This window comes from Pseudomonas sp. AC532 (genome assembly GCF_979258965.1).
Window position 1 is genome coordinate 1,817,090 of the sequence record NZ_OZ409888.1, and the last position, 26,931, is coordinate 1,844,020.

The 26,931-nt window shown below is 64.7% G+C and carries 21 protein-coding genes; 14 read left to right on the plus strand and 7 right to left on the minus strand.

Annotation, left to right across the window (positions count from 1 at the left end; translation table 11 throughout):
* The first annotated feature begins 49 nt into the window (after window positions 1–49).
* A complete protein-coding gene (locus tag ACZ0AV_RS08680) occupies window positions 50–922 on the plus strand; it encodes an aldose 1-epimerase (RefSeq protein ID WP_499150669.1) in 873 nt (290 codons plus the stop codon).
* A 217-nt stretch (window positions 923–1,139) separates the two neighbouring features.
* Window positions 1,140–1,358, plus strand: a complete 219-nt coding sequence (locus ACZ0AV_RS08685; RefSeq protein WP_499150670.1) for a hypothetical protein — start codon at window positions 1,140–1,142, stop codon at window positions 1,356–1,358.
* Between the two features lie 52 nt (window positions 1,359–1,410).
* On the opposite strand, the gene ACZ0AV_RS08690 is transcribed toward ACZ0AV_RS08685, so the two are convergent.
* From ACZ0AV_RS08690 to purU, 3 genes are all read right to left on the minus strand, one after another.
* The gene (locus ACZ0AV_RS08690; protein ID WP_499150671.1) at window positions 1,411–2,895 is read right to left on the minus strand and encodes a helicase HerA-like domain-containing protein; all 1,485 of its coding nucleotides are present in this window, start codon (window positions 2,893–2,895) and stop codon (window positions 1,411–1,413) included.
* A gap of 404 nt (window positions 2,896–3,299) precedes the next feature.
* Window positions 3,300–3,476 (minus strand): hypothetical protein, encoded by a 177-nt coding sequence (locus ACZ0AV_RS08695; RefSeq protein WP_499150672.1) that lies wholly within the window; start codon window positions 3,474–3,476, stop codon window positions 3,300–3,302.
* Between the two features lie 54 nt (window positions 3,477–3,530).
* Complete coding sequence (gene purU / locus ACZ0AV_RS08700; RefSeq protein WP_499150673.1) at window positions 3,531–4,382, minus strand: formyltetrahydrofolate deformylase; 852 nt, start codon at window positions 4,380–4,382, stop codon at window positions 3,531–3,533.
* Between the two features lie 335 nt (window positions 4,383–4,717).
* Here purU and mvaT point away from each other — a divergent pair, with 335 nt between their 5' ends.
* Window positions 4,718–5,098: a histone-like nucleoid-structuring protein MvaT gene (gene mvaT, locus ACZ0AV_RS08705; protein WP_499150674.1), complete on the plus strand. Its 381-nt coding sequence runs from the start codon at window positions 4,718–4,720 to the stop codon at window positions 5,096–5,098.
* 165 nt (window positions 5,099–5,263) lie between these two features.
* Here mvaT and sbcB read toward each other — a convergent pair whose 3' ends face one another.
* The gene (sbcB, locus tag ACZ0AV_RS08710; protein ID WP_499150675.1) at window positions 5,264–6,694 is read right to left on the minus strand and encodes an exodeoxyribonuclease I; all 1,431 of its coding nucleotides are present in this window, start codon (window positions 6,692–6,694) and stop codon (window positions 5,264–5,266) included.
* Window positions 6,695–6,889: 195 nt separating this feature from the next.
* On the opposite strand from sbcB, the gene ACZ0AV_RS08715 reads away from it, so the two are divergent.
* The 8 genes from ACZ0AV_RS08715 (at window position 6,890) to ACZ0AV_RS08750 (ending at window position 15,141) form a co-directional block, all read left to right on the plus strand.
* On the plus strand, window positions 6,890–7,651 hold the full coding sequence (locus tag ACZ0AV_RS08715) for a hypothetical protein (RefSeq protein WP_499150676.1): 762 nt from the start codon (window positions 6,890–6,892) through the stop codon (window positions 7,649–7,651).
* A gap of 88 nt (window positions 7,652–7,739) precedes the next feature.
* Window positions 7,740–8,465 (plus strand): RDD family protein, encoded by a 726-nt coding sequence (locus ACZ0AV_RS08720; protein ID WP_499150677.1) that lies wholly within the window; start codon window positions 7,740–7,742, stop codon window positions 8,463–8,465.
* Complete coding sequence (locus tag ACZ0AV_RS08725; RefSeq protein ID WP_499150678.1) at window positions 8,462–9,442, plus strand: stage II sporulation protein M; 981 nt, start codon at window positions 8,462–8,464, stop codon at window positions 9,440–9,442. Before ACZ0AV_RS08720 ends, ACZ0AV_RS08725 begins: the two co-directional genes overlap by 4 nt.
* A complete protein-coding gene (locus tag ACZ0AV_RS08730) occupies window positions 9,429–11,015 on the plus strand; it encodes a DUF4129 domain-containing protein (RefSeq protein WP_499150679.1) in 1,587 nt (528 codons plus the stop codon). The genes ACZ0AV_RS08725 and ACZ0AV_RS08730 overlap by 14 nt, the downstream gene beginning before the upstream one ends.
* Window positions 11,012–12,235 carry a DUF4350 domain-containing protein gene (locus ACZ0AV_RS08735; RefSeq protein ID WP_499150680.1) on the plus strand — a complete coding sequence of 408 codons (1,224 nt, stop codon included), beginning with the start codon at window positions 11,012–11,014 and terminating at the stop codon, window positions 12,233–12,235. The genes ACZ0AV_RS08730 and ACZ0AV_RS08735 overlap by 4 nt, the downstream gene beginning before the upstream one ends.
* Entirely contained in the window at window positions 12,232–13,278 is a 1,047-nt protein-coding gene (locus ACZ0AV_RS08740; protein WP_499150681.1) for an AAA family ATPase, read from the plus strand. Before ACZ0AV_RS08735 ends, ACZ0AV_RS08740 begins: the two co-directional genes overlap by 4 nt.
* A gap of 25 nt (window positions 13,279–13,303) precedes the next feature.
* Window positions 13,304–14,635: a DUF58 domain-containing protein gene (locus ACZ0AV_RS08745; RefSeq protein WP_499150682.1), complete on the plus strand. Its 1,332-nt coding sequence runs from the start codon at window positions 13,304–13,306 to the stop codon at window positions 14,633–14,635.
* Window positions 14,636–14,847: 212 nt separating this feature from the next.
* Window positions 14,848–15,141, plus strand: coding sequence for a hypothetical protein (locus tag ACZ0AV_RS08750; protein WP_499150683.1), 294 nt, complete (start codon window positions 14,848–14,850; stop codon window positions 15,139–15,141).
* 28 nt (window positions 15,142–15,169) lie between these two features.
* On the opposite strand, the gene ACZ0AV_RS08755 is transcribed toward ACZ0AV_RS08750, so the two are convergent.
* Genes ACZ0AV_RS08755 through ACZ0AV_RS08765 form a run of 3 tightly spaced genes read right to left on the minus strand, consistent with a single transcriptional unit; the run spans window position 15,170 to window position 21,903 of the window.
* Window positions 15,170–16,066, minus strand: a complete 897-nt coding sequence (locus tag ACZ0AV_RS08755; RefSeq protein ID WP_499150684.1) for a transglutaminase family protein — start codon at window positions 16,064–16,066, stop codon at window positions 15,170–15,172.
* Window positions 16,063–18,552: a circularly permuted type 2 ATP-grasp protein gene (locus tag ACZ0AV_RS08760; protein WP_499150685.1), complete on the minus strand. Its 2,490-nt coding sequence runs from the start codon at window positions 18,550–18,552 to the stop codon at window positions 16,063–16,065. Before ACZ0AV_RS08760 ends, ACZ0AV_RS08755 begins: the two co-directional genes overlap by 4 nt.
* Before the next feature lie 60 nt (window positions 18,553–18,612).
* Window positions 18,613–21,903, minus strand: a complete 3,291-nt coding sequence (locus ACZ0AV_RS08765) for a transglutaminase family protein (RefSeq protein WP_499150686.1) — start codon at window positions 21,901–21,903, stop codon at window positions 18,613–18,615.
* A gap of 210 nt (window positions 21,904–22,113) precedes the next feature.
* Here ACZ0AV_RS08765 and ACZ0AV_RS08770 point away from each other — a divergent pair, with 210 nt between their 5' ends.
* The 3 genes from ACZ0AV_RS08770 to ACZ0AV_RS08780 all read left to right on the plus strand — a co-directional run bounded on the left by ACZ0AV_RS08770 (window position 22,114) and on the right by ACZ0AV_RS08780 (window position 26,883).
* Window positions 22,114–22,290, plus strand: coding sequence for a hypothetical protein (locus ACZ0AV_RS08770; RefSeq protein ID WP_499150687.1), 177 nt, complete (start codon window positions 22,114–22,116; stop codon window positions 22,288–22,290).
* A gap of 119 nt (window positions 22,291–22,409) precedes the next feature.
* Window positions 22,410–25,364, plus strand: coding sequence for a sensor histidine kinase (locus ACZ0AV_RS08775; protein ID WP_499150688.1), 2,955 nt, complete (start codon window positions 22,410–22,412; stop codon window positions 25,362–25,364).
* A 94-nt stretch (window positions 25,365–25,458) separates the two neighbouring features.
* Window positions 25,459–26,883 (plus strand): sigma-54-dependent transcriptional regulator, encoded by a 1,425-nt coding sequence (locus tag ACZ0AV_RS08780; protein WP_499150689.1) that lies wholly within the window; start codon window positions 25,459–25,461, stop codon window positions 26,881–26,883.
* Window positions 26,884–26,931: the final 48 nt, after the last annotated feature.

Consider the following 26,931-nt stretch of genomic DNA (forward strand, 5'->3'; position numbering starts at 1 on the left):
GCCCTTCTAATTACCGCATATGACCCGCTAACCGCACAGGTATCACACGATGGCGCACAACAGATTACAACTGCAAGACCGCTACACCAGCCTTACGCTCGCGCCCGCAACCGGGGGCAGCATCGCCAACTGGGTGGTCAGCGAAACCGGGCAGCCCCTGTTGCGCCATAGCGACGAGCAGGACCTGCACGCCGGCACGCCGCGCCGGCTGTGTTGCTACCCGCTGGTACCCTGGTCCAACCGAATCAGCGAGGGCGGTTTCGACAATCCGCAGGGCTGGCTAGCCCTGGAGGCCAATGCGGAAAACTCGCCGCTGCCAATTCATGGCAGCGCCTGGCAACAACCCTGGCAGGTGGTCGAGCACAGCGACAACTCCGCTGTGCTGCGCCTTGATAGCCAGGTTCCTTTTGCCTACCGTGCGGAGCAGCGCATTCGTCTGCATGAGGGCCGCCTGGACATCCATCTGCAGGTCACCCACCTGGCCGATACTCCGATGTGGCACGGCCTGGGCCTGCATCCCTATTTTCCACGGCTCGCCAACACCCGCCTGCAGGCGGGTGCGCAACGCGTGTGGGAATGCACCCGCGACAGCCTGCCGACCACGCTTGGTGAAGTACCAACGCACTGGAATTTCTCGCAAGCGGCCGCACTGCCACAACGCCACACCGACAATGCCTTCGTAGGCTGGGACGGCCAGGCGCGCATCCTTCAGCCGGATGCGGGTTACAGTCTGGAAATCAGTGCCGAAGGCAGCGAGTTGTATTTGCTCTTCTGCCCCGAAGAAAAACCCTTCTTCTGTTTCGAGCCAGTCAGCCACCCGGTCAACGCCCACCACATGCCTGGCAAGCCCGGGCTGGTCCTGCTTAATCGGGGCGAGCACCACAGCCTGACCTTCAGCCTGCAATACCGGGCGCTTTCCTGACCGCGCGGCCAACAGAGGGCAGTGCGACGGCACTGGACATTCGCCAGCGGTCGGTGATAATCAGGCGCTTGCCCTCCCGCGTCCCGCAAGGCCTGTCGTGGATACCCGGAACTTTGCTGGGGGCAAACGCTTCAAAGTAGAGCGAGTGACCGTATCAGTAAGACCGCCCGGTCTTACGTGTCACCGCTCTCCTATTCAGAAAACCATGGGTACTATCGTGACGAAAGACGAACTGCGCGCCGAACTCGAGCGCCAGGCGCAGCGTTACAAGGACGTATACGGCGGTGAAGTCATCACCTACGCCGCTCAACCGGATCCGGAACGCAAGCCGTGGCGCAAGAAAGCCAGCCTGCTCGACCAGGCATTTGACAAAGAACTAGAGAAAATCGAGAAAGACCTGTCCAGCAAGGCAGAGGCCAGCGCCGAAAGCGCCTGACCCTGCACAGCTGCAGCCGTCGGCCTTATGCCGCCGACCGCCAGCATTCGCGCTAGCGCCGCTTGCCGCTCGATTTGCTGCCCAGCAGAGAGCCCATCAAGCCCCGCACCAGTTGCCGACCAAGCTGATTGGCAACCTGGCGCACCGCGCTTTTTACCGCCTGGCTGGCCAGCCCGCCAAGAAAGTCGCTGGCCACGCTGGCCGTAGACGGCACCGGCTTGCCAGCCTGCACCTGCTCGCTCGCCTGGACTGCGCGGGCGGTCAGAATCTCGTAGGCCGACTCACGGTCGAAGGCCTTGTCGTAGCGACCGGCCAGGGGCGATTGGCGAACCAGCACCGCGCGCTCCGCCTCGGAAAGCGGCCCGATCCGCGACTGTGGAGGGGCGATAGCGACACGCTGCACCATCGCTGGCGTGCCCTTGTCTTCCAGGGTACCCACCAGCGCCTCGCCGATGCCCAGCTCGGTCAGCACCGCCAGGCTGTCGAATGCCGGGTTGGGGCGAAAGCCCTCGGCCACGGCGCGCAACGCCTTCTGCTCACGCGCGGTGAAGGCCCGCAGGCCGTGCTGGATGCGCAGGCCCAATTGCGCAAGCACGTCGTCAGGCAGGTCGCCGGGCGATTGGGTCACGAAGTACACGCCCACCCCTTTCGAGCGGATCAGGCGCACCACCTGTTCGAGGCGCGCCTGCAGGGCCTTCGGTGTGTCCGCAAACAGCAGGTGCGCCTCGTCGAAGAACAGCGCCAGAAGCGGCTTGTCGGCATCGCCGCGCTCAGGCAACTGCTCGAACAGCTCCGCCAGCAGCCACAGCAGGAATGTCGCATAGACTTTGGGCGCCTCGTGCACCAGCCGGCTGGCGTCGAGCAGGTGGATGCGCCCGCGACCGTCACCGTCCGGCTGCAGGATATCTTCGAGCTGCAGGGCAGGCTCGCCGAACAGCGCGTCGCCGCCCTGCTGTTCGAGGCTGGCCAGCCGGCGCAGCAATGCCTGGGCGGAGCTGGCGGTAAACAGGGCGCTGTCAGCACCCAGCACCTCGGGCTGCTCCCGCAGGTGGTTGAGCAGGGCTTTCAGGTCCTTCAGGTCGAGCAGTAGCAGGCCTTCGCGATCAGCAACCTTGAACGCCGCATACAACGCCGCCTGCTGGCTGTCGGTGAGTTCCAGCAGGGCACCAAGCAACAGTGGCCCCATCTCGCTGAGGGTAGTACGCAGTGGATGACCGCTGTGCCCGTGGACATCCCACAGGCTGACCGGGTAGGCCGCAGGGTTGTGCGCCAGCCAAGGCATGCTGGCGATACGTTCGGCAATCTTGCCCTGGGGGGCGCCGGCAGCACCAAGGCCACACAGATCGCCCTTCACATCCGCCGCGAAAACCGCCACGCCAGCATCACTGAAAGTTTCGATCAAGCGTTGCAGGGTAACTGTCTTGCCGGTGCCTGTGGCACCGGCAATCAAACCATGGCGGTTGGCCAGGCGCAGCGACTGGCCAACCGCCTGGCCATCACTACCCGCTCCGAAAACGAATTGCTGATTCAAAGACATGCTGCCGTCCTCTGGATTGAAGCTTCATGGCGTCGCGGCTGGCACAGCAGCCAGCCAGCGACCGGTGCAGCACCCTCCCGACTCGCCGACGGGCGAGGCCTTACAAGACTGGTTCCAGTGAATGCCGGATGCAAGATGCCATGACCAGAAACTTGCAGCTCGGCCACCTCACCCTGCCAGCCAGGCTGAAGGGCGAGCCCGCCTTCGCCAGCGGCGGGCAAACAAAAAGAGGCGCCACTCAGGCCGTGTAAAAAATAGCGAGCGAAGGGCAGGCATGGCAAAACCGGCGATAAGAGCAGTTTACGAGTTGCCAATGAGCGTTTTGGGCTGGTTTTCAACGCCGCATGACAGGGCGCAGCAGTTTCATACAGCCTGCACTGGCGCCCCTTCTCGTTTCTGCCCATTCATTGCGCAGGTGCTTCGCCCTCACGCTGCAAACGACGCCAAAGCGCCTCGGCCCCCTCGAACTCGGCGCCATCGTCGTCACTCAAGGCATCGGGATCGTAGCGCCGCACACAGCCCTCGCCCAAGGTTGGTGGCGGGGTGGCGGTACCCGGCTGAGGAGGTGTGTCATCGCTCATCATCAGCTCCGTGAGTCGGGCGAACACCGAGTGGCAGGATGCGGCTCGTGAGGATCAATCGAATACCACGGTCTTGTTGTTATGCACCAGTACACGGTCCTCAAGGTGATAGCGCAAACCACGGGAAAGCACCATTTTTTCCACGTCCTTGCCAAGGCGCACCATTTCCTCGATGGACTCGCGGTGGCTAACGCGCACCACGTCCTGCTCGATGATCGGGCCGGCATCCAGCTCCTCGGTCACGTAGTGAGAGGTGGCGCCGATCAGCTTGACGCCGCGCAGCGAGGCCTGGTGATAAGGCTTGGCACCGACGAACGAGGGCAGGAAGCTGTGGTGGATGTTGATTACCCGCTGGGCGTAGTCCTGACACAGTTTCGGCGGCAGGATCTGCATGTAGCGCGCCAGCACGATGACGTCGGCGCGGTGTTCCTCGACCAGGCGCGCCACCTCGTCGAATGCCGGCTGCTTGTTCTGGGAGTCCACCGGCACGTGGATGAACCTGATGCCGTGCCACTCGACCATGCTGCGCAGGTCGTCGTGATTGGAAATCACACAGGGAATCTCGCAGTCCAGTTCATTGCTGTGCCAGCGATGCAGCAGGTCGGCCAGGCAATGGGATTCGCGGCTGGCCATCAGTACCACGCGCTTCTTCTGTGCCGAATCGGTAATCCGCCACTCCATGGAAAATTCCCTGGCGATCGGCGAGAAGGCCTGGTTGAAGCCGTCCAGGTCGAACGGCAACGAATCGGCACGAATCTCATGGCGCATGAAGAACCAGCCGCTCTGCGTGTCCGAGTGGTGGCTAGCCTCGGTGATCCAGCCGTTGTAGGTCGCCAGGAAGTTACTGACCTTGGCCACGATACCGGTACGGTCAGGGCAGGCGATGACCAGCCGAAAAGTGCGCATGAACAACTCCAGAGAAATAGCGAAGGCGCGCATTTTAGCCAGACTAGGGACAAAACGGCAGCACCACGACGAGCCGGGGCTTCGGTGCGCGGCAAGCGCCCGCCAAGTGATCGGCAATAGCGTATTGAGCCGGCTAATAATGTGGCGACTACCTCACACAAACCGGATTAGTCATCGCCCTTTTTTAAGTGGCAATTAAAAAGTAAATGCGTGTTGCTGCCTGCAACTTCTCTTTAACAACATCGTCTCCATTACAAACCGGTTTACTTATAATTTACCGATGTCTACTATAAGCAACACTTGGCTACTACCCCCCAGCATTTAAAGGTAAGCACATGTCCCTGATCACCGAATACCGCAGCCTCGAAGAAAACATCAAAGAACTGCAAGAGCGTCTGAAGAGCCTGTCGCAGGATGACAAGCTGAAGAAAGAACTCGAATTCGAAGGCAAACTGCGCACCTTGATGGGCGAATATCAGAAGTCGCTGCGCGACATTACTGCCCTGCTGGATCCGGAAGCCAAATCCGGCAAGAACCAGCGCACCACCAAAACTGCCACCACTGGCAGCAAGCGTGCTCGCAAAGTTAAGCAGTACAAGAACCCGAACACCGGCGAAGTCATCGAAACCAAAGGTGGCAACCATAAAACCCTGAAAGAGTGGAAAGCCAAGTGGGGCGCCGACGTCGTCGAAAGCTGGGCTACCCTGCTGGGCTGAAACGGCTTGGGGCGGTGAGCCCATAAAAAAACGCCAGCACTGCTGGCGTTTTTTTATGGGCGCTGTTTGCACGGAACACACCTGCTCAGCGGTCAGTGAGCACGTTGTGCTCTTCAGCCCGAAAGATACCTGCCCGCCTCACCCGTTCGATAATCATCTGCAGCCTTATAGGCCATAACGCTGCCGCAACTCCTGCGCATGCGCACGCCACGCCTCGAGTACTACCCGCTGCGCGGCCGTCGCACCACTCAGCACTGTTGCCATGTCCGCCTCGAAACTCGCGAGCGTATTGGGTGCCCCCCATTCCGGCTGGCCAAGGCGCTGACCGCAGAATGTTCTCCAACGCTGTTGTTCTTCAAGCGTCAACGTGGCTGGAAAGTTTCGCGCCCGGTAACGAAACAATAATTCCGGTAACCGCTGATCATCGAACGGCCAGGCCTGCGTGCCTAACTGCAGCGGATCGCTGTCGCGCACGCGTTCACACAGTCGCCGGTCACGATCACCAATAAAACCATCGTACAACTGCTGTTCCGGATCCAGCCCGCTGGCAAAACTTTCCTCTTCATAGACCTGCGGCAATTTTTCCTGCCACTCGCCCTGGCGGGCGACCAACTGCTGAGCACGCGCCAGATAATCGGCCCTGTCCACCTGCAGCCGCTCGCAATCCTCAGCGCGCAAGACACTAAGCGGTGCGACCACCGGGCAACGATTGATGTGGATGAGCTTGAGCGGCACCGGGAGCTCGCCTTCGCCCAGGGCCTCCCGCCGGGTGTACAGGCGACGGCGCAACGTCTCGGCGTCTTCGTTCAGCAACGGCGCACTGTTCAGGTGCAGGTCACAGACGATCAACGCGTTGCGATTGCGCGGGTGCCAAGCCAGCGGCAGGACGATGCCCAGGTAATGACGCGCCCCTGAGAAACGTCCGGACACGTGCACCAGGGGTTGCAGCAGGCGAATCTGGTCAAGCACCCGCTGCTTGCTGCGCAACCCGTACAGGTAGTCGTAAAGCTTCGGCTGGCGCTCGCGCACCAGGCGCGCCAGGGCGATGGTCGCGCGCACGTCGGACAACGCATCGTGGGCCTGGCCGTGCTCGATGCCGTTGGCAGCGGTCAATTGCTCGAGCTTGAGGCTCACGCCAGCTTCGCCCTGAGGCCATTCGATGCCCTCGGGGCGTAATGCATAGGCGGTTCGCACCATGTCGATGAGGTCCCAGCGGCTGTTGCCGCCCTGCCATTCACGGGCATAGGGATCGAAGAAGTTGCGGTACAGGCTGTAGCGCGTTACCTCATCATCGAAACGCAGGCTGTTGTAGCCCACGCCGCAGGTACCGGGGCGAGCCAGTTCGGCATGCACGCGCGTCATGAACTGCGCCTCACCGAGGCCGTCACGTGCCAGACGCTCCGGGCCTATGCCGGTAATCAGGCAGGCCGCCGGGTGCGGGAGGATGTCATCGCTGGGCTGGCAATAGAGGTTGAGCGGCGCTTCGATCTCGTTGAGCTGCTCGTCGGTGCGGATACCCGCGACCTGGAGCGGGCGGTCACGGCGCGGATCGATGCCCGTGGTTTCGTAGTCGTACCAGAATAGGCTGGACGGCACGGCGTGCTCCTAATTTAGCGAGTAAACGTCGCAGTCTACGGCGTGTTGGCGAGGCATCACAAACCGCAACCCGTCCTCGAAAGCTTGATCATGCGCACACCTCAGCGAAGCGGCGATACGGTTATCCTTGTGGGCCGGCTGCGCGACCATTAATATCAGGAAACAAATCTTACTTACACTCGCCAAGGATGAATCATGAGTGACACGCTTTCCACCAATCCCTACGCCGTTCCCACCAGCGATCTGCGCGATGCCCCCAACGGCGACCAGGCCCTCAGCATCGAGCAGGCGCTAAGCCGTGGTTACGACTTCAGCATCGGCTCGCTGATCAGCGAGGCCTGGCAACTGACCAAGGGCACCAAAGGCATCATCATCGGCGGCTTCCTGGTGTTCTACGTGGCGCTGTTCATCGCGTCTTTCGTGATCGGTGGCGCCTTCGGTATCTTCACAATGTTCAGCGACAGCCTGGCGCTGATCATCATCGGCCAGGTGGTGACGATGATTCTCGCCTCTGCCGCGGCCTATCCGTTCATGGCCGGCCTCAACATGGTCGGTATCCGCCGCGCCGCCGGGCAGCCGTTCAGCTTCAACGAGATTTTCAGCCACTTCGGCCGTACCGTACCGCTGCTGCTCACCGCCCTGCTGATGATGCTGCTGATCTACATCGGTTTCTTCCTGCTGGTGCTCCCGGGCATCTACCTGGCGGTGGCCTACATGCTGGCGATTCCGCTAGTGGTCGAGCGCGGCTTGTCGCCGTGGCAGGCGCTGGAAGCCTCGCGCAAGGCAATCAGCCAACACTGGTTCAAGGCCTTCGGCCTGTTCCTGCTGATTGGTGTGATCGTCATTCTCAGCGCCATCCCGCTGGGTATCGGCCTGATCTGGAGCATTCCGCTCTTCGTCGTGACGATGGGCGTGCTGTACCGCACCATCTTCGGCGTGCTCCCGGTAGCACGCTAACCGCCGCCCGCCTGACCGCGCTCGCGCGGTCAGGTTGCTTACTGCCTCGCTGCTGGCTAGCATCGGGCTTTGCACATACGACGTGACGATGCCGCCCTCCTCCGCTTCGCCTCTCAATCGACAACAGCCAACCGTGCTGGACACACGCTATCAGGTGGAAACGCCGGAAGGCATCGACCTGGCATTGCGCCCGGCGGGCCTGGTGCCGCGTGCCCTGGCCTTCACCATCGACCTGCTGATCCGCGGGGCGATTCTCGGTGTCGTCTACCTGGTGCTCGGTTGGCTCGGCCAATTCGGCATGGGCCTGGCGACCATCATCATGTTTCTGGTGACCTGGTGGTACATGGTGCTGTTCGAGATGTTCAATCAGGGCCGCTCGCCCGGCAAGCAGATGCTTGGCCTGCGGGTCGTGCATGACGACGGCACACCGATTGGCTGGCCGGCTTCGCTGACCCGCAACCTGTTGCGCTTCGTCGACCTGCTGCCATTCGCTTACACCCTGGGCATCATCAGTTGCCTGAGCAACCGCGCATTCAAACGCCTCGGCGATATCGCCGCCGGCACGCTGGTGGTCTACCGCGACCAGCCAATCGAGCGGCCCAAACTGCCGGACGCCGATGCGCTGCACGCGCCCATTGCCCTGGACCTGGCCGAACAGCGCGCCCTGCTAGCCTTCGCCGAGCGCGGTGAAACCCTGTCTACCGCACGCCGCGCAGAACTGGCGGCCATTCTGGCGGAGCCGTTACAGGTCGATGCCGAACATGCCGAACGGCAGATCAACGGCATCGCCCGCGGCCTGTTGGGTCCGACATGAAGCAGAGCCTTTTCGAAGCCCGGCACAAACCGCAGTGGCAGGCCTTCACCGAATACCTCGAGCGCCTTGAAAAAGGAGGCGTCGACGCGCAGAAAAGCCACACGTTCGCAGCCGATTACCGGCGCCTGTGCCAACACCTCGCCCTGGCCCGGGAACGCGGCTACAGCAATCACCTGATCGATGAACTGCAACAGTTGGCACTGCGCGGCCACCAGCAGTTCTATCGCCACCGCAGTGCCATCGGCCCACAGCTGATTGGCTTCGTGCTCGCCGGTTTTCCACGCCTGGTTCGTGAGGAATGGCGCCTGGTGGCCATCGCCAGCCTGCTGTTCTTCGGCAGCCTGGCGGTCATGGGCAGCCTGGTCTACCTGTTTCCGGACCTGGTCTACAGCGTCATGGACCCGGACCGCGTCAGTGAGATGGAACGCATGTACGACCCGGACACCACCCGCCTGGGCCGTTTCGGCGAGCGCGACTCCGGTGACGACTGGATGATGTTCGGCTACTACATCATGAACAACATCGGCATCGCCTTTCAGACCTTCGCCAGCGGTCTGCTGTTCGGCGTCGGCAGCCTGTTCTTCCTGCTCTTCAATGGCCTGATGATCGGTGCCGTGGCCGGTTACCTGACGCAGTTGGGCTACAGCGAAACCTTCTGGTCGTTCGTGATCGGCCATGGTGCCTTCGAACTGACCGCCATCGCCCTGGCTGGCGCCGCTGGGCTCAAGCTCGGCTGGGCGCTGCTCGCGCCCGGACGCCTGCCGCGTGGCGAAGCGCTGCGCCTGGCGGCGATCCGCGCCGTACGCCTGCTTGGCGGCGCCGCGCTGTTCCTGCTGGTAGCCGCGTTCATCGAGGCCTATTGGTCCTCCATGACCTTCGCCACCCCGCATATCAAGTATGCCGTCGGCGCCGCCCTCTGGGGCCTGGTGCTGGCTTACCTGTGCCTGGCCGGCAGGGGGCAGCATGCGCCTGACTGACGCCAGCGTGGCGATTCGCCCGCGCACCGCCTGGGAGGCGATCGACCTGGGCGTGCTCATGGCCGGCCGTCATCGCGGCCTGCTGATGGCCAGCTGGGCCATCGTCACGCTACCGGTGTTTGCCCTGCTCAGTGCGCTGCTATGGCAATACCCCTCCTGGGCCATGTTCGTGTTCTGGTGGCTGAAGCCCGCCTATGAGCGGCTGCCGCTGTACATCCTGTCGCGCTCGCTGTTTGCCGATACGCCGACACTGAAGGAGGCCCTGAGGGCACTTCCCGGCCTGCTCAGGCCGCAGTTGCTGGCCAGCCTGACCTGGCGCCGCTTCAGCCCGACGCGCAGTTTCGACCTGCCGGTGCTGCAGCTCGAAGGCCTCAAGGGCCAGGCGCGCACGCAGCGCCTGAACGTACTGGCGCAGCGCGACGCCGGTGCCGCCACCTGGCTGACGCTGGTGGGCGTGCACCTGGAAGTTGCCCTGTGGATCGGCCTGGGCAGCCTGGTGTACCTGTTCATGCCCACGCAGATAGAGATGGACTGGGACTGGCAGAGCCTGATCAATGGCGACACCAGCGAATGGCTCTGGCTGGAGCACCTGTCCAACCTGTTCTACGTAGCACTGCTGGTCTTCTGGGAGCCGATCTACGTGGCCTGCGGGTTCACCCTGTACCTCAATCGCCGCACCGCGCTGGAAGGCTGGGATATCGAACTGACCTTCCGCCGCCTGCGGCAGCGCCTCACTGGCGCGGCCTATGCCCTGCTGCTCGGCATTGGCATGTTGCTCTTGCAGCCCGCCACGCCGGCGTTCGCCGACACCGAAACCGACACCACGTACAGTTGCCCACTGCCCAAGGAAGACCCGAACGGCCCGGAGGCCGCGCGACTGCTCGCCCAGCCACTGACCAGCGAGGCTTCGCGCCAGTCCGCACTGGCGATACTCGACGCACCACCGTTCGAGAACCGGGAAACGGTGACCCGCTGGCGTTTCGGCGATGACACCGAGCAGGCCGAAAGCGAGCCATCGGCAGACAGGGCCAAGGCCGTCGAGGCGCTGCTCGAAATGGTCGAGAACTGGACTGTGCTGAAAGGCCTCGCCCTGTTCTTCGAGGCGCTGCTGTGGGCGCTGGTGATTGGCATCATTGCCCTGGTGATCTGGCGCTACCGTGACTGGCTGAGCACCTTCGCCGGCCGGGCCCGCCTGCGCCTGCCGGAGCGCAACGAGGCGCCCAGCCAGCTGTTCGGCCTGCAGGTGCTGCCGCAGAGCCTGCCCGACGATGTCGCCAGTGCCGCCGAACGTCTCTGGCAGGATGATCCACGCGCCGCCCTGGGCCTGCTGTACCGCGCACTGCTCAGCCGACTGATCCACGACCACAGGCTGGCGCTTAAAAATTCCCACACCGAGGCCGAGGTGCTGCCGCTTGTCGATAGCCTGGATGACCCCGAACTGAGCAACTTCAGCCAGAACCTGACCCGCCACTGGCAGAACCTCGCGTACGGCCATCGCCTGCCACCGGCCGAGCTGTGCCCGGTGCTCTGCAACGACTGGCGCCGCCTGGTCGAGCACGGTGGCCAACCATGAACCGCACCACTCGCATCGCCCTTGGTGGCTTGCTGGTGCTGGGCCTCGGCCTGCTTGGCAGCTACCTGTTGGGCCGTGCCGAATCCTACGAGGAAGTGGTGACCCACGGCCCCTCGCCTGAGGCCCGGGCGAATCCGTATCTGGCTGCCGAATACTTCCTGCGCGAGCGCGGCATCGCGGTGACACGCGCCGACAACCTTGCCGGCCTGGCTACCCTGCCCAGCCGCGGACAGACCCTGCTGTTGCTGGCCAACCGCAGCAACCTCACGCCGCAGCAGAACGAGCGCCTGCTGCAATGGACCGCCAAGGGCGGCCACCTGCTGTTCATCGCCGAGCGCATGTGGGACGAGGCCGAGGGCAAGAGCGGCGACCAACTGCTCGACAGGCTGAATGTGCAGCAGTACCCCGTCGAGAACCTCGACAAGGACGAGGATGAGGCCGCCAGCGAGGACGCTACCGACGAGGACACGGCGGAGCCGGGCAGCGAGAACAGTGCAGAGCAGCCGCTGGATACCTACCCCGGCCTCACCAAGCTGTACCTGGAAAACGAACAGGCACCGGCCTATATCGGCTTCGATACCGACTTCCACCTTTACGACGCCGACGACCTGGCCCATGTCTGGGCCAACAGTGGCGAAGCTACGCACCTGCTGCAGATCTATCACGGCGAAGGGCTGATCAGCATCGTCACCGACGCCTGGATCTGGCAGAACGACAAGCTGGGCAACCACGACAACGCCTGGCTGCTCTGGTACCTCAGCCAGGACAGCGCCGTGACCCTGGTCTACAACGCCGATCGCGACAACCTGCTGACCCTGCTGCAGCGTCACTTCACGCCTGCGCTGCTGGCCCTCGGTCTGCTCCTGGCACTGCTGCTCTGGCACGTCGGCCAGCGCCAGGGCTCGCTGCAACCGCAGCCAGCCAGCCGTCGGCAACTGCAGGAACACCTGCGCGGGGCCGCCGACTTCCTGCTGCGCCATGGCGGCCAGCAGCGCCTGCTCGGCAATTTGCAGCAGGACATCCTGCGCCGTGCGCGGCGTCGCCATCCCGGCTTCGAGCGCCTCGGGGTCGCCGACCAGTGGCAGATCCTCGGCCGCCTCAGCCGTCTGCCGTCCTCCGCCATCAGCCAGGCCATGCGCCCGCTGGGCAACAAACGTCTTTCCGCCAGCGACTTCACCCGCCAGGTCGCCCACCTGCAAACACTCAGGAATGCCCTATGAGCGAACATACGCCCGACCAGCCGAGCAGTCCGATCAGCGAACCTGCCAGCGCCGCTGCGGCGCCGGCGGCAAACAATATCGCCTTGCAACGCCAGCGCGCCAGCCAACTGGCGCAGGCCCTGCGCCAGGAACTGCAAAAGGCCGTGATCGGCCAGACGGCCGTGATCGACGACGTGCTCACCGCGCTGATCGCCGGCGGACACGTGCTGCTCGAAGGCGTACCGGGCCTCGGCAAGACCCTTCTGGTACGTGCCCTGGCGCGCTGCTTCGGCGGCGAATTCGCACGCATCCAGTTCACCCCGGACCTGATGCCCAGCGACATCACCGGCCACGCCGTATACGACCTGCAAAGCGAGCAGTTCAAGCTGCGCAAGGGGCCGATCTTCACCAACCTGCTGCTGGCCGACGAGATCAACCGCGCCCCGGCCAAGACCCAGGCCGCCCTGCTGGAGGTCATGCAGGAGCGCCAGGTGACCCTGGAAGGCCGCGCACTGGCGGTGCCGCTGCCGTTCATGGTGCTGGCCACCCAGAACCCCATCGAGCAGGAAGGCACTTACCCGCTGCCAGAGGCCGAACTCGACCGTTTCATGCTCAAGCTGCACATGGACTACCCCGAGCAGGACGAGGAGCTGAGCATGGTTCGCCAGGTCAGCCGCTCGACCAAGGCCGACATGCTCGAGGTGACGCCTCTGCGCACGCTGCTGCAGGCCAAGGACGTGCTGATCATGCAGAAGATCGCTGGCGACCTGCCGCTCGACGATCAGGTTCTCGACTATGCAGTGCGCCTGGCGCGTGCCACGCGCAGCTGGCCTGGACTGGCGATCGGTGCCGGGCCCCGCGCCTCGATTGCCCTGGTACGCGGCGCCCGCGCTCGTGCCCTGCTGCGCGGCGGCGATTTCGTCCTGCCCGACGACATCAAAGGCTGCGCCCTGGCCGTACTGCGCCACCGCGTGCGCCTGTCACCGGAGCTGGACATCGAAGGCCTTTCCATCGACCAGGTGCTGCTGCAGTTGCTCGACCAGGTGGCCGCGCCCCGTCTATGAACGCCTCGACCCGGGATAGCGCGGCATGAAGCCCTCCTCCGTCCTGCTCCGCCTGCTGGCCGCCCTGCTGCTCGTCGCCATCGCCCTTGGCGCGCTGGATGCCCTGTCGGTGGCCGTGCCGGAGCGCCTTATCGCACTGTGGTGGGGCGCCCTGCTGGTGCTGGCGGGCGCTGCATCGGTCGATGCCCTGCGGCTCTCCCGGCAAGCATCGCCGCGCCTGCAGCGGCAGTTGCCGGGCAACCTGCCACTGGGCCGCTGGAGCGATGTGCAACTGACCGCCCAACACGATTATTCGCGGATCGTGCACCTCGGCGTGTTCGATCACGTCCCCCAGGACATGGCCGTCGAGCACCTGCCCCAGCAGGTGGAACTGCGTCCTGGCGAACACACCACCTTCAGCTATCGGGTGCGCCCGCTGGTGCGCGGGCATTTCGTCTTCTCCCGGTGCGAGATCAGCCTGCCCAGCCCGCTGCGCCTGTGGCAGTCGCGGCGTTACCTGGAGGTACACGACGAAGCCCGCGTGTACCCGGATTTCGCACGGCTGTACGGCGCGCAGCTGATGGCCGTGGACGACTGGGTCGCCCAGCTGGGCGTGCGCCAGCGGCAGCGCCGCGGCCTGGGCCAGGAATTTCACCAGTTGCGCGAATTTCGCGATGGCGACACGCTGCGCCAGATCGACTGGAAAGCCACCGCCCGCAAACGCATGCCGATCGCCCGTGAATACCAGGACGAGCGCGACCAGCAGATCGTCTTCCTGATCGATTGCGGCCGGCGCATGCGCAGCCAGGACGGCGAGCTGTCGCATTTCGATCACGCCCTCAACGCCAGCCTGCTGCTCAGCTACGTGGCGCTGCGCCAGGGCGACGCCGTGGGCCTGATGACCTTCGCCGGCGAGCACTCCCGCTACCTGCCGCCAGTCAAAGGCCAGGCGCAGGTGAATGTGCTGCTCAACGCAGTCTATGACCTGCAGAGCACCCAACGCCCTGCCGACTATGCCGCGGCGGTGGACAGCCTGCTCAGCCGGCAAAGCCGCCGCGCCCTGGTGGTGCTGATCAGCAACCTGCGTGACGAAGACGACGAGCAACTGCTCGGCGCCGTGAAGCGTCTGGAACGGCGCCACCGGGTGCTGATCGCCAGCCTGCGTGAGGACGTCCTCGACAACCTGCGCCACGCCCCGGTACGCGATTACGAGTCGGCCCTCAACTACTGCGGCGCCGTGGACTACCTCAACGCACGCAATACCCTGCATGAGCGACTCGGCGCCCATAACGTGCCGGTGCTCGACGCGCGTCCCACAGAGCTTGGCCCCGAGCTGGTCAACCGCTACCTGGCGTGGAAAAAGGCCGGAGTACTGTAAGCGAGCCGGCAGCGCTTCGGCCTGCTCCGACCGGCGGCGGGGCTGCCGTAAAGCCAGGCGCAACGCGGCATTGCGCCCAGGCCACACCTGCAAATCGCGGGTCGTGCGCTGTGTTTGATGCCCCATGGCCAGTAGTTTGTATCAGGCTACTTCCAGCGAACGCGCCATTCCTTATACTGCGCCCATCGTTTTCGCCTGTGGAGCGCACGCCTTTGAACTTTTCCTCCTGGACACCCAAGGAGCGCCTGATTTGCGCAGCGTTCTTCGCCGTGGCCATCGCTTGTCTGCTGTACGGCTTCACCTCGGGAGTGCCGCCGATGAGCAGCGAATTCTTTTCGATGTTCGCCGTGGTCTCGCTGGTGGTCGGCCTGGCACTCACCCCGCAGTTCATGCTCCAGCCGCTGCGCGAAAGCCTGGGCAGCAACCTCTCGAAACCCATGCGCATCGCCCTCGGGTTCTTCTGTGCCTTCCAGCTGATCGCGGTGATCCGCGTGGTCGTCGGCTAAGCCCCGCCACGCACCAATGCGCCAACGATCAGTGCGCCGCCAGCGGCATCACCGTCACCTGCACCTCGGGGTCGTGATCACCGCCACCGAGGATTACCCCACGCAGCGGTGAGACATCGGCAAAGTCGCGGCCCCAGGCCAGGGTGATGTGCTCCAGCGCCGGCAGGATATTGTTGGTCGGATCGAAGTCCACCCATCCATTGCGCGGGCAATACACCGATACCCAGGCATGCGACGCGTCGGCGCCAATCAGCCGCGGTTGGCCGGGTGGTGGCTGGGTGAGCAGGTAGCCGCTGACGTAACGCGCCGCCAGGCCACGGGAGCGCAGGCAGGCCAGCATCAGGTGGGCGAAGTCCTGACAAACGCCGCGACGCTCCTCTAGTACCTTGGTCAGCGGCGTCGCCACCTGGGTAGCCTCGGCGTCGAAGGTGAATTCGTCGAAGATTTTCTGCATCAGAGCGCGTACCGAGACCAGCAGCGGTTGCCCGCTTGGGAAGCAATCGTCGGCGAACAGGCTGAAGGCACGTTTGAGGCGTACGTAGGGTGACTGGAACCGATAGCGCGTGGCGTCCAGCAGCTCGGGCTGCCAGGGCCGCCCCTGATAGCTAAGGACATCGCAGACCCTCTCCCAGGCAGGCGAGTCCTGCAGGTCAAGGTAGGCCCGCGGCAGCACTTCGACGTCGAGTTTCGCACAGATCTTCAGGGCATCGTGGGGCCGCTCGAACGCCAGGCGAGTCAGCGGATTGCCGAACACGTCAAGGATATCGTGGCGCTGGCTGGGCGCCGGCGTGACCTGCAAAACGCGCTGGGTGCAGCGCTGCCAGGCGCACTCGCGGGGCCACAGGTGGGCCAGTTGCTGGGCCAGGGAAACCGGCGAGGCGTAACGATAGTGGGTGTCGTGCAGCACCTGATAGCGCGCGCTCATGAGGACTGGGTCCCCTGGCTGGCGGCAACGTGCACGAAGAAACGCAGGCCCAGCTCGTCGGATACCTGACCCGCGGCCTGGCCGATGGCTTCGAGCAGCGAGGCCAGGCCATCGAGCACGTCACGGATACCCCGTGCACCGAACAGCGGGTTTTCCAGGCTGCGCAGATCAACCGCACTGAGCTGCCGCTCACGCTGCGCCAGGGCCGGCGCATCGGGCAAATGGAAGCGTTCGGCGAGGCGCTCCATGGAGCGCAGCAGCATGCGTAGCTGGAACAGCACGGCATGGGGGTTCTGCTCATCGAGCAACAGCAGGTCAAGAACCGGAATCAGCTGGGCCGACGCCATGTAGCGAGTGCGGTAGGTGATGCTGCTGTTGCCCAATTCCAGCAGCCATTCCAGCGCCGACTGGTCATCCGGGGTCGGGCCTCGCAGGAAACCGCCGACACTGTCACACAGGAACTGCAGGCGCTCGATGCAGCGGCCGAGCACCAGGAAGCGCCAGCCGTCGTCGCGGGTCATGTCATCCAGCGCGAAACCGGAAAGCGCGGCCAGGGACATCAGCAGGCGATTGAGAAAATCCAGCAGTTGCCCGAAATCGCCACCACGGGCGTCCAGGTTCTGGGCGTCACGCTGCAACTCCACCAGCGCCTGCCAATTGGCCTGGGACAGCTTGCCGCGCACGCTGCCGGCGGTCCACTGCAGGCGCTGCAGGTTGATGCGCAGGCTGGCCGGCCATTCGCTCCCCATTACCGCCTCCAGTAGCCGGGCGTCCAGCGCGCCATGCTCTTCGTCCGGCAGCAGCCCGAGGCTCTCGCCGAGCTCCAGTGCCGCCGCCAGGGCCTGGGGATCGTCATCGTCATCGACATAACGGCCGAGCATGATGCGCAGCAGCCGCGCACTGTCTTCGCAGCGCTCGCTGTAGCGGCCGAACCAGAACAGGTTTTCCACCACCCGCGACGGCAGGTAGGGGTCGCTGCGCACCAGATCCGCGGCGCCAAGCGGCCGTGTTCCCTGCCAGGGCTCGCCACCACCCTGTCGCTCGCCGAGCACCCAGGTGTCCTTGCTGGCACCGCCACGCTGCATCGACACCACCTCGGCATCGGCCTCTGCGGCCACCCTGGTCAGGCCGCCGGCCATCACCCGATACCCCTCGGCACTGGCCACGGCGAACACGCGCATGCCGATGGCGCGCGATTGCAGCGTGCCGTCGCCCTGCCAGACCGGCGCGTGGGACAGTTGCGCCAGCGCCTGGGCGACGTAGGCATACGGGCGCAAACGCAGGCGTTCGGCCAGTTCGGCGCGCTGCATGGCATCCAGGTCGCGGCCGAACACCGGGGTGAAACTCTGCGATGGGAAGCTTGGCCGGATCAGCAATTGAGGCAACTTCTCCAGCGCCTCCTCGAGCACCGGTGGCTCGCCACACCACCAACTGGCGACGCTCGGCAGCAACAGCGGCTCGCCCAGCAGCTTCTCGCTGATCGCCGGCAGGAAGCCTGGCAGCCCGGGTGATTCCAGCACTCCGCTGCCTAGCGCGTTGGCCACCAGCACGCGGCCCTGGCGCACCGCCTCGAGCAGGCCGGGTACGCCCAGGGCGGAATCGGTGCGCAGCTCCAGAGGATCGCAAAAGTCGTCATCGAGCCGCCGCAGCACCGCGTGCACCCGGCGCAGGCCGGCGAGAGTCTTGAGGTAGAGGGTGGCGTCGCGCACGGTCAGGTCGCTGCCTTCGACCAGCGGGTAACCCAACTGGCGGGCCAGATAGAGGTGCTCGAAGTAACTTTCGTTGAAGCGCCCAGGCGTGAGCACCACCACCAATGGCGTCTCGCCGTCGGCCGGGGCCTGGCGGGCCAGGGTGTCCTGCAGGGTGCGGAAGAACCCGGCCAGGTGCTGAACGCCGAGGTCGCGGTACAACTCGGGAAAGGCGCGAGAAACGATCTGCCGGTTTTCCAGGGCGTAACCTGCGCCGGAAGGCGCCTGGGTACGATCGGCCGTTACCCACCAGCGGCCGTCCGGGGCGCGCGCCAGGTCGACGGCATACACGTGCAGAAAGGTGCCACCGGGTGGCTGCAGCCCCTGGCACGGCCAGAGGTAGTTCTCGTGGCCGAATACCAGTTCCGGCGGCAGCAGCCCGTCGGCCAGCAACTGCTGTGGCCCGTAGAGATCGGCCAGCACCTTGTCGAGCAGCGTCGCGCGTTGCGCGACCCCGGCGGCGATGGTCTGCCACTCGTCGGCAGGTATCAGGTTGGGCAGCAAATCCAACTCCCAGGGGCGGTCGGCGCCATCGGGATCGGCGTAAACGTTGTAGGTAACGCCGTTCTCCTGGATCTGCCGGGCGAGCATCGCCTGGCGCTGCTGCAATTGCGCCGGGCGGCTGCGTTGCAGCCGGGCCAGCAGCTTGCGCCAGTGAGGGCGTACCTGCCCATTGGCGTCGAGCAGTTCATCGTAGGCCGTGTCGTTGGACGGGTAATCGGCAAGCAGGTCAGCCATCACTGTCTCGGTGCAGTCTTGTTTTCGGGGCATTGCGGTATAGCAGCGTAGCCTGCGCCGTCAGATACGGCGCAGATCCAGGGTCATTGGCAGTTCCTGGTTGGCAGTTGGCGTCAACAGCGCACGCTTGCCCGGGCTATGGCCAACGCGGAAGAAGCGCGCCAGGCGCCGGCTTTCCGCTTCATAGGCGTTCACCGGCAGGCTCTCGTAGTTGCGCCCGCCGGGGTGGGTAACATGGTACTGGCATCCACCGATGGAACGGTTCATCCACGTGTCGACCAGGTCAAAAATCAGCGGCGCGTGTACACCGATGGTCGGCTGCAGGCAGGCGGCCGGCTGCCAGGCACGAAAGCGCACCCCGGCGACGAACTCGCCCACCGTGCCCGTGGCCTTGAGCGGCACCGGTACGCCGTTGCAGGTAAGCACGTAGCGGTCGGCCGTCAGGCCGTTGACCTTGACCTGCAAACGCTCCAGGGACGAATCGACGTAACGGACCGTGCCGCCAACCGCGCCCTCCTCGCCCAGCACGTGCCAGGGCTCCAGCGCCTGGCGCAGTTCAAGGTCGATGCCCTTGATGCTGAAGTCGCCGGCCTTGGGAAAACGGAACTCGAAATGCGGCGCGAACCACTCGGCGCGCAGGCGGTAGCCGAAGGTACCGAGCTCTTGCAGCACATCGGCGAAGTCCTGCTCGACGAAATGCGCCAGCAGAAAGCGGTCATGCAGCTCGGTACCCCAGCGCACCAGGCGCGTGGGCCGGTAGGGCTCCTTCCAGAAGCGCGCGATCAATGCCCGCAGCAGCAGTTGCTGGGCCAGGCTCATCTGCGCGTGGGGTGGCATTTCGAACGCACGCAGTTCGAGCAGGCCAAGGCGCCCCGACGCGGAATCCGGGGAGTACAGCTTGTCGATGCAGAATTCGGCCCGATGGGTATTGCCGGTGACGTCCACCAGCAGATTGCGCAGCAGGCGGTCGACCAGCCAAGGCGCGCACTCGCGCCCGGGTTCCGGCATCTGCGCGAAGGCAATCTCCAGTTCGTAGAGCGAGTCGTTGCGTGCCTCGTCGACACGCGGCGCCTGGGAGGTAGGGCCGATGAACAACCCGGAGAACAGGTAGGACAGCGACGGGTGATTGTGCCAGTAGCTGATCAGGCTGCGCAGCAGGTCGGGGCGCCGCAGGAACGGCGAATCGGCGGGCGTGGCGCCGCCCAGCACGAAGTGGTTGCCGCCGCCCGTGCCGGTGTGCCGGCCGTCGACCATGAATTTCTCGCTGCTCAGGCGGCACTGGCGCGCCTGCTCATAGAGAAACTCGGTGCGTTCGACCAGCTCGTTCCAGCTGGCGGCCGGATGAATATTCACCTCGATCACGCCGGGGTCCGGCGTGACCCGGAAGAACTGCAGCCGCGGATCGCCCGGCGGCTCGTAGCCTTCGAGCAGCACGGGGCAGTCAAGCTCGGCAGCGGTTTCTTCGATGGCGGCCGTGAGCGCCAGGTAGTCTTCAAGTTCGCTCAGCGGCGGCATGAACAGGTACAAACGCCCGCCGCGCGGCTCGGCGCACAAGGCGGTGCGCACCACCTCCGGCGCCGACTGGCCACGTTTGGGCTTGGCAGCAGCGGCACCTCGGCTGCCGCTCCATACACCCCGCAACTGTTGCTGCAGATCAGCCGCAGCCGGCAGCGGCGCGAACACCTGGGAGGGATCGGCCGGGGTAACGTAGGGGTACTCTTCGGCCCTCACCCAAGGCTGCGAATCGAGCGGCAGACGATAACCCAGCGCCGAGTCACCCGGTACCAGGCGACAATACTCCTCACGCAGGTACCAGCAGCCACTGCGCCAACCTGCCCGGCGCTCATCGCGGGCCAGCGGCAGCACGTGACCGATGACCCTATCCAGGCCCTGTTCGAATACTCGGCGCAAACGCTCGCGCTCCAACGGATCGCGCAACCGCGCATCGTCGGCTGTCACGTTGTCGGGCAGGCGCCCCTCGCGCCACAGGTAATACAGGCCATCTTCGAAAGCCGGAAAGCTGTGCCCGGGGTCGACACCCAGGCGCTCGGCCAGGCTGGCGAGGAATCGCGCGGCCATCTGCGCATCGGCCCCGTAGTCGCGGCCCTCATCCGCCAGCAGCGCGGCGTTGTGCCAGACCGGCTGGCCGTCACGGCGCCAGAAGGCATTCAACGACCAGCGCGGCAATTGCTCGCCGGGGTACCACTTGCCCTGCCCGAAATGCACCAGGGCAGCCGGCGCGTAGTGCTCACGCAGGCGCATGAACAGGTCGGTGGCGAGCCGGCGCTTGTTCGGCCCCAGGGCGGCGGTGTTCCACTCGGCATCGTCCGGGTAATCGAGCGCGACGAAGGTCGGCTCGCCGCCCATGGTCAGGCGCACGTCGGCGGCCTGCAGGTCTTCATCGACGCGGCGACCCAGCTCGACAATGTCGTGCCACTGGCTATCGCTATAGGGTTTGGTGACCCGCGGCGCTTCCCAGATGCGCTCGACGCGCATCTCGTGGCTGAACTCGCATTCGCATTCGTCAACCGCCCCGCTGATCGGCGCCGCCGACGAGGGTTCCGGGCTACAGGCCAGGGGAATATGGCCCTCGCCGGCGAACAACCCGCTGGTGGGGTCGAGGCCGATCCAGCCCGCACCCGGCAGGTAGACTTCGCACCAGGCGTGCAGGTCGGTGAAGTCCACCTCGGTGCCGGACGGGCCATCCAGCGACTTGACATCGGCCTTGAGCTGGATCAGGTAACCGGAGACGAAGCGTGCCGCCAGGCCCAGATGACGAAACAGTTGCACCAGCAGCCAAGACGAGTCGCGGCATGAGCCGGAGCCATTGACCAGGGTCTGTTCCGGGGTCTGCACACCCGGCTCCATGCGGATCAGGTAAGCGATATCGGCGGCCAGGCGCTGGTTCAGGGCAACCAGGAAATCCACGCTAGGGCGCGGCGTACGGTCGATGCCCGCCAGGTATTCGGTAAAGCGCGCCTCGCCCGGCAGCTTCACCAGGTAGGGTGCCAGCTCGCGCTGCTCACCCTCGGTGTAAGTCAGTGGAATCTGCTCGGCGTAGGGCTCGAGGAAGAAGTCGAACGGGTTGAACACCGCCATTTCGGCGACCAGATCCACCTCCACGCGCAGCTCGCGGGTTTGCTCCGGGAACACCAGGCGCGCCAGGTAGTTGCCCTGGGGGTCCTGCTGCCAGTTGATGAAATGCTCGCCCGGTTCGACACTCAGGGAGTAGGACAGGATCCGCGTGCGGCTGTGCGGGGCGGGGCGCAAGCGGATGATCTGCGGCCCCAGGTTGATGGCTCGGTCGTAGCGATAATGAGTGACGTGATGCAACGCGACATGAATCGACACGGCGGGCCTCCTGCGACCTGGGCGATAACAATATTGGCGCAAGACTTGTGCCAGCGCCGGCCCATGGCGGCAACGCAGACACCCTGACGCAGACTTGGCACCAGCCTGAGGCATACCACGCCCCACAACGAACACCACGCACCATAACAGCACCTTAGCCAGGGCAGTGCGCTTCCGTTACCATCGGCACACTCAGTAGCGAGATGCGGCATGTATATCTATCGATTGGTTCTGATTCTGGTAGTGGGCATCTACCTGTTCTCGCCTGCCATCATGGACTGGTGGATCGACCCCAACGGCGCCTGGTACCGGCCGTACATGCTGTGGCTGATCCTCATCGTGGTGACCTTCATCCTGCAGGGCCAGCGTGATGCCGACGAACTCTGAACCGGCACGGGGCATTTCGCCGTGCATGCAGACTGTTCGCCGCACAGTGCCGCTACCGGCACAACCAGCGCGCGTCGCCCCCCTGACCACCGCTTGCCTTGCCCCCCAGAGCCCTCGCAATGCCGATTAGCTTTAGCCTGACCCAGCTGATGCTGGTCAGCGTCGCCTACCTGCTGGTGCTGTTCAGTGTCGCCTGGTGCGCCGACCGTGGCCTGATACCACGCCGGCTGATCCGTCACCCGCTGACCTACACCCTGTCACTGGGCGTCTACGCCAGTGCCTGGGCTTTTTATGGCACCGTCGGCCTGGCCTATCAGTACGGCTACGGTTTTCTGGCCAGTTACCTGGGGGTGACCGGCGCGTTTTTGCTGGCGCCGGTGCTGCTCTACCCGATCCTGCGCATCACCCGCACCTACCAGTTGTCTTCGCTGGCGGACCTGTTCGCGTTTCGCTTTCGCAGCACCTGGGCCGGCGCGCTGAGCACGCTGTGCATGCTGGTCGCGGTGCTGCCACTGCTGGCCCTGCAGATCCAGGCGGTCACCGACGCCATCGGCATTCTGACCCGCGAGGCGGTGCAGCCGCAGGTAGCGCTGGCGTTCTGCGTGCTGTTCATCCTGGTCACCATCCTGTTTGGCGCGCGCCACCTGGCAACCCGCGAAAAACACCAGGGGCTGGTGTTCGCGATTGCCTTCGAGTCGGTGGTCAAGCTGCTGGCCATGGGCGCCATCGGCCTTTACGCACTGTACGCGGTGTTCGACGGGCCGCGCGACCTGGAGCAGTGGCTGGTACTCAACCAGGCGGCGCTGGCGAGCTTGCATACGCCCCTGCAGGAAGGACCCTGGCGCACCCTGCTGTTGGTGTTCTTCGCCTCGGCCATCGTCATGCCGCACATGTACCACATGACCTTTACCGAGAATCTCAATCCACGTGCGCTGGTCAGCGCCAGCTGGGGTCTGCCGCTGTTCCTGCTGCTGATGAGCCTGGCGGTGCCGCTGATTCTCTGGGCCGGCCTGCGCCTGGGCTCGACCACCAGCCCGGAGTACTTCACCCTTGGCCTGGGCATCGCCGTCGACAGCCCGACACTGGCACTGATCGCCTACATCGGCGGCCTTTCGGCCTCCAGCGGGCTGATCATCGTCACCACCCTGGCGCTGTCGGGCATGCTGCTCAACCACGTGGTGCTGCCGCTCTACCAGCCACCGGCGGAAGGCAATATCTACCGCTGGCTGAAATGGACCCGCCGTGCGCTGATCGTCGCCATCATTCTCGCCAGCTACGGCTTCTACAACCTGCTCGACGCCCAGCAGGACCTGGCCAACCTGGGCATCGTCTCCTTCGTCGCCACCCTGCAGTTCCTGCCGGGTGTGCTCTCGGTGCTGTATTGGCCGACCGCCAATCGCCGGGGTTTCATCGCCGGCTTGCTGGCCGGCATCGGCGTCTGGTCGGTGAGCATGCTGATGCCGCTCCTGGGCACCCTGCCGGGGCTCTATGTGCCGGTTCTGGACCTGGTCTACGTGCTGGACGACAGCAGTTGGCACATGGCGGCCATCGCATCCCTGGCCACCAACGTGCTGGTGTTCACCCTGGTCTCGGTGTTCACCGATTCCAGCCCCGAGGAAGACAGCGCAGCCGAAGCCTGTGCGGTGGACAACGTACGCCGCCCACAGCGTCGTGAACTGCTGGCGCTGTCGCCCCAGGAGTTCGCCACCCAACTGGCCAAGCCGCTCGGCGCCAAGACCGCGCAGCGCGAAGTCGAGCAAGCCCTGCGCGACCTGCACCTGCCGTTCGACGAACGCCGCCCGTACGCCCTGCGCCGCCTGCGTGACCGCCTGGAGGCCAACTTGTCCGGGCTGATGGGGCCGAGCGTGGCGCAGGACATCATCGAATCCTTCCTGCCTTACAAGACCGGCAGCGAAAGCTACGTCACCGAGGACATTCACTTCATCGAGAGCCGCCTGGAGGATTACCACTCGCGCCTCACCGGCCTCGCCGCCGAGCTCGATGCCCTGCGCCGTTACCACCGCCAGACCCTGCAGGAGCTGCCCATGGGCGTCTGCTCGCTGGCCAAGGACCACGAGATCCTGATGTGGAACAAGGCCATGGAAGAGCTGACCGAAATTCCCGCCCAGCGCATTGTCGGCTCACGCCTGTCGACGCTCGGTGAGCCCTGGCGCGGACTGCTGCAAAGCTTCATCGAACTGCCCGACGAACACCTGCACAAGCAACGCCTGGCACTGGACGGACAGATCCGCTGGCTGAACCTGCACAAGGCGGCGATCGACGAACCCCTGGCGCCGGGCAACAGTGGCCTGGTGCTGCTGGTCGAGGACCTGACCGACACGCAGATGCTCGAAGACAAGCTGGTGCACTCCGAGCGCCTGGCCAGCATTGGCCGCCTGGCCGCCGGCGTGGCGCACGAAATCGGCAACCCGATCACCGGCATCGCCTGCCTGGCGCAAAACCTGCGTGAAGAGCGCGAGGATGACGCCGAACTGACCGAAATCAGCGGGCAGATCCTCGAACAGACCAAACGGGTCACGCGCATCGTCCACTCGCTGATGAACTTCGCCCACTCCGGCAGCCACCAGCAGGCCGACGAGCCGGTGTGCCTGGCGCAAATCGCCCAGGAAGCCATCGGCCTGCTGGCACTCAACCGGCGCAGCGTGGATGTGCAGTTCTTCAACTTGTGCAAACCCGAGCACTGGGCCGACGGCGATCCACAGCGCCTGGCCCAAGTGCTGATCAACCTGCTGAGCAATGCCCGTGATGCCTCGCCCGCGGGCGGCTCCATCCGGGTGCGTAGCGAAGCCTCGGAGCACACCGTCGACCTGATCGTCGAGGACGAAGGCAGCGGTATCCCCAAGGGCGTGATGGATCAGCTGTTCGAGCCGTTCTTCACCACCAAGGACCCCGGCAAAGGAACCGGACTCGGCCTCGCGCTGGTCTATTCCATCGTGGAAGAGCATTATGGCCAGATAACAATCGACAGCCCGATCGACCTCGAGCAGCAACGTGGCACCCGTGTTCGGGTGACGCTGCCGCGGCATATCGAGGCACTGCCACTGGCGACCTAAATTGCGAAGAACCGCATTCCTGGCGATGCGCGCGGCCCGGCTTGGCTGCAGCACCGGGAAGCAGGCTCCGAGACCGTCGAGAGAATTTGTTTAAATGCCTCATATCCTGATCGTCGAAGACGAAACCATCATCCGCTCTGCCCTGCGTCGCCTGCTCGAACGCAACCAGTACCAGGTCAGTGAAGCCGGCTCTGTGCAGGAAGCCCAGGAGCGCTTCGACATTCCCGGGTTCGACCTGGTCGTCAGTGACCTGCGCCTGCCTGGGGCACCGGGCACCGAATTGATCAAGCTGGCCCAGGGCGCTCCGGTGCTGATCATGACCAGCTACGCGAGCCTGCGCTCGGCGGTCGACTCGATGAAAATGGGCGCGGTCGACTACATCGCCAAACCCTTCGATCATGACGAAATGTTGCAAGCGGTAGCGCGCATCCTGCGTGACCGCCAGGCACTGCGCAGCCAGGCAGGCAGTGCGCCCACGCCGGCCCGCGCGGCTGAAAAAGGTGACAAGGCCAGCAACGGCGAAATCGGCATCATCGGCTCCAGCCCGGCGATGCTCGAGCTGTACAGCAAGATCCGCAAGGTGGCGCCGACCGACTCCAACGTACTGGTGCAGGGCGAATCGGGTACCGGCAAGGAGCTGGTCGCCCGCGCGCTGCACAACCTGTCCAAGCGCGCCAAGGCGCCACTGATTTCGGTCAACTGTGCGGCGATCCCGGAAACCCTGATCGAGTCCGAGCTGTTCGGCCATGAAAAGGGCGCGTTCACCGGTGCCAGCGCCAGCCGCGCGGGCCTGGTCGAAGCGGCGGACGGCGGCACCCTGTTTCTCGACGAAATCGGCGAGCTGCCGCTGGAGGCCCAGGCGCGTCTGCTACGGGTTCTGCAGGAAGGGGAAATTCGCCGGGTCGGCTCGGTGCAGTCGCAGAAGGTCGACGTACGCCTGATCGCGGCCACTCACCGCGACCTGAAAACCCTGTCGAAAACCGGCCAGTTCCGTGAAGACCTCTATTACCGCCTGCACGTCATCGCCCTGAAACTGCCGCCCCTGCGCGAGCGAGGTAGCGACGTGCTGGAAATCGCCCGCGCGTTCCTGCTGCGTCAGTCCACCCGCATGGGCCGCACCGACCTGCATTTCGCGCCGGATGCCGAACAGGCCATCCACCACTACAGCTGGCCGGGTAACGTGCGCGAGCTGGAGAATGCCATCGAGCGCTCGGTGATTCTCTGCGAAGGCAGCACCATCAATGCCGACCTGCTGGGTATCGACATCGAGCTGGAAGACCTGGACGACGACGCCTTCCGCGGCCTGCCGCCACAGAACGGCGCGGTCAACCCCACCAGCCAGGATCCCAGCGAAGACCTGTCGCTGGAGGACTACTTCCAGCACTTCGTGCTCGAACATCAGGACCACATGACCGAGACCGAACTGGCCCGCAAGCTGGGGATCAGCCGCAAATGCCTGTGGGAGCGCCGCCAACGTTTGGGCATTCCGCGGCGCAAGTCGAGCGTCATCAACGAATGAGCCGCGACGGCTCTGCGGCGGCTGTTACCGCGCCAGGACGGGGCCCGT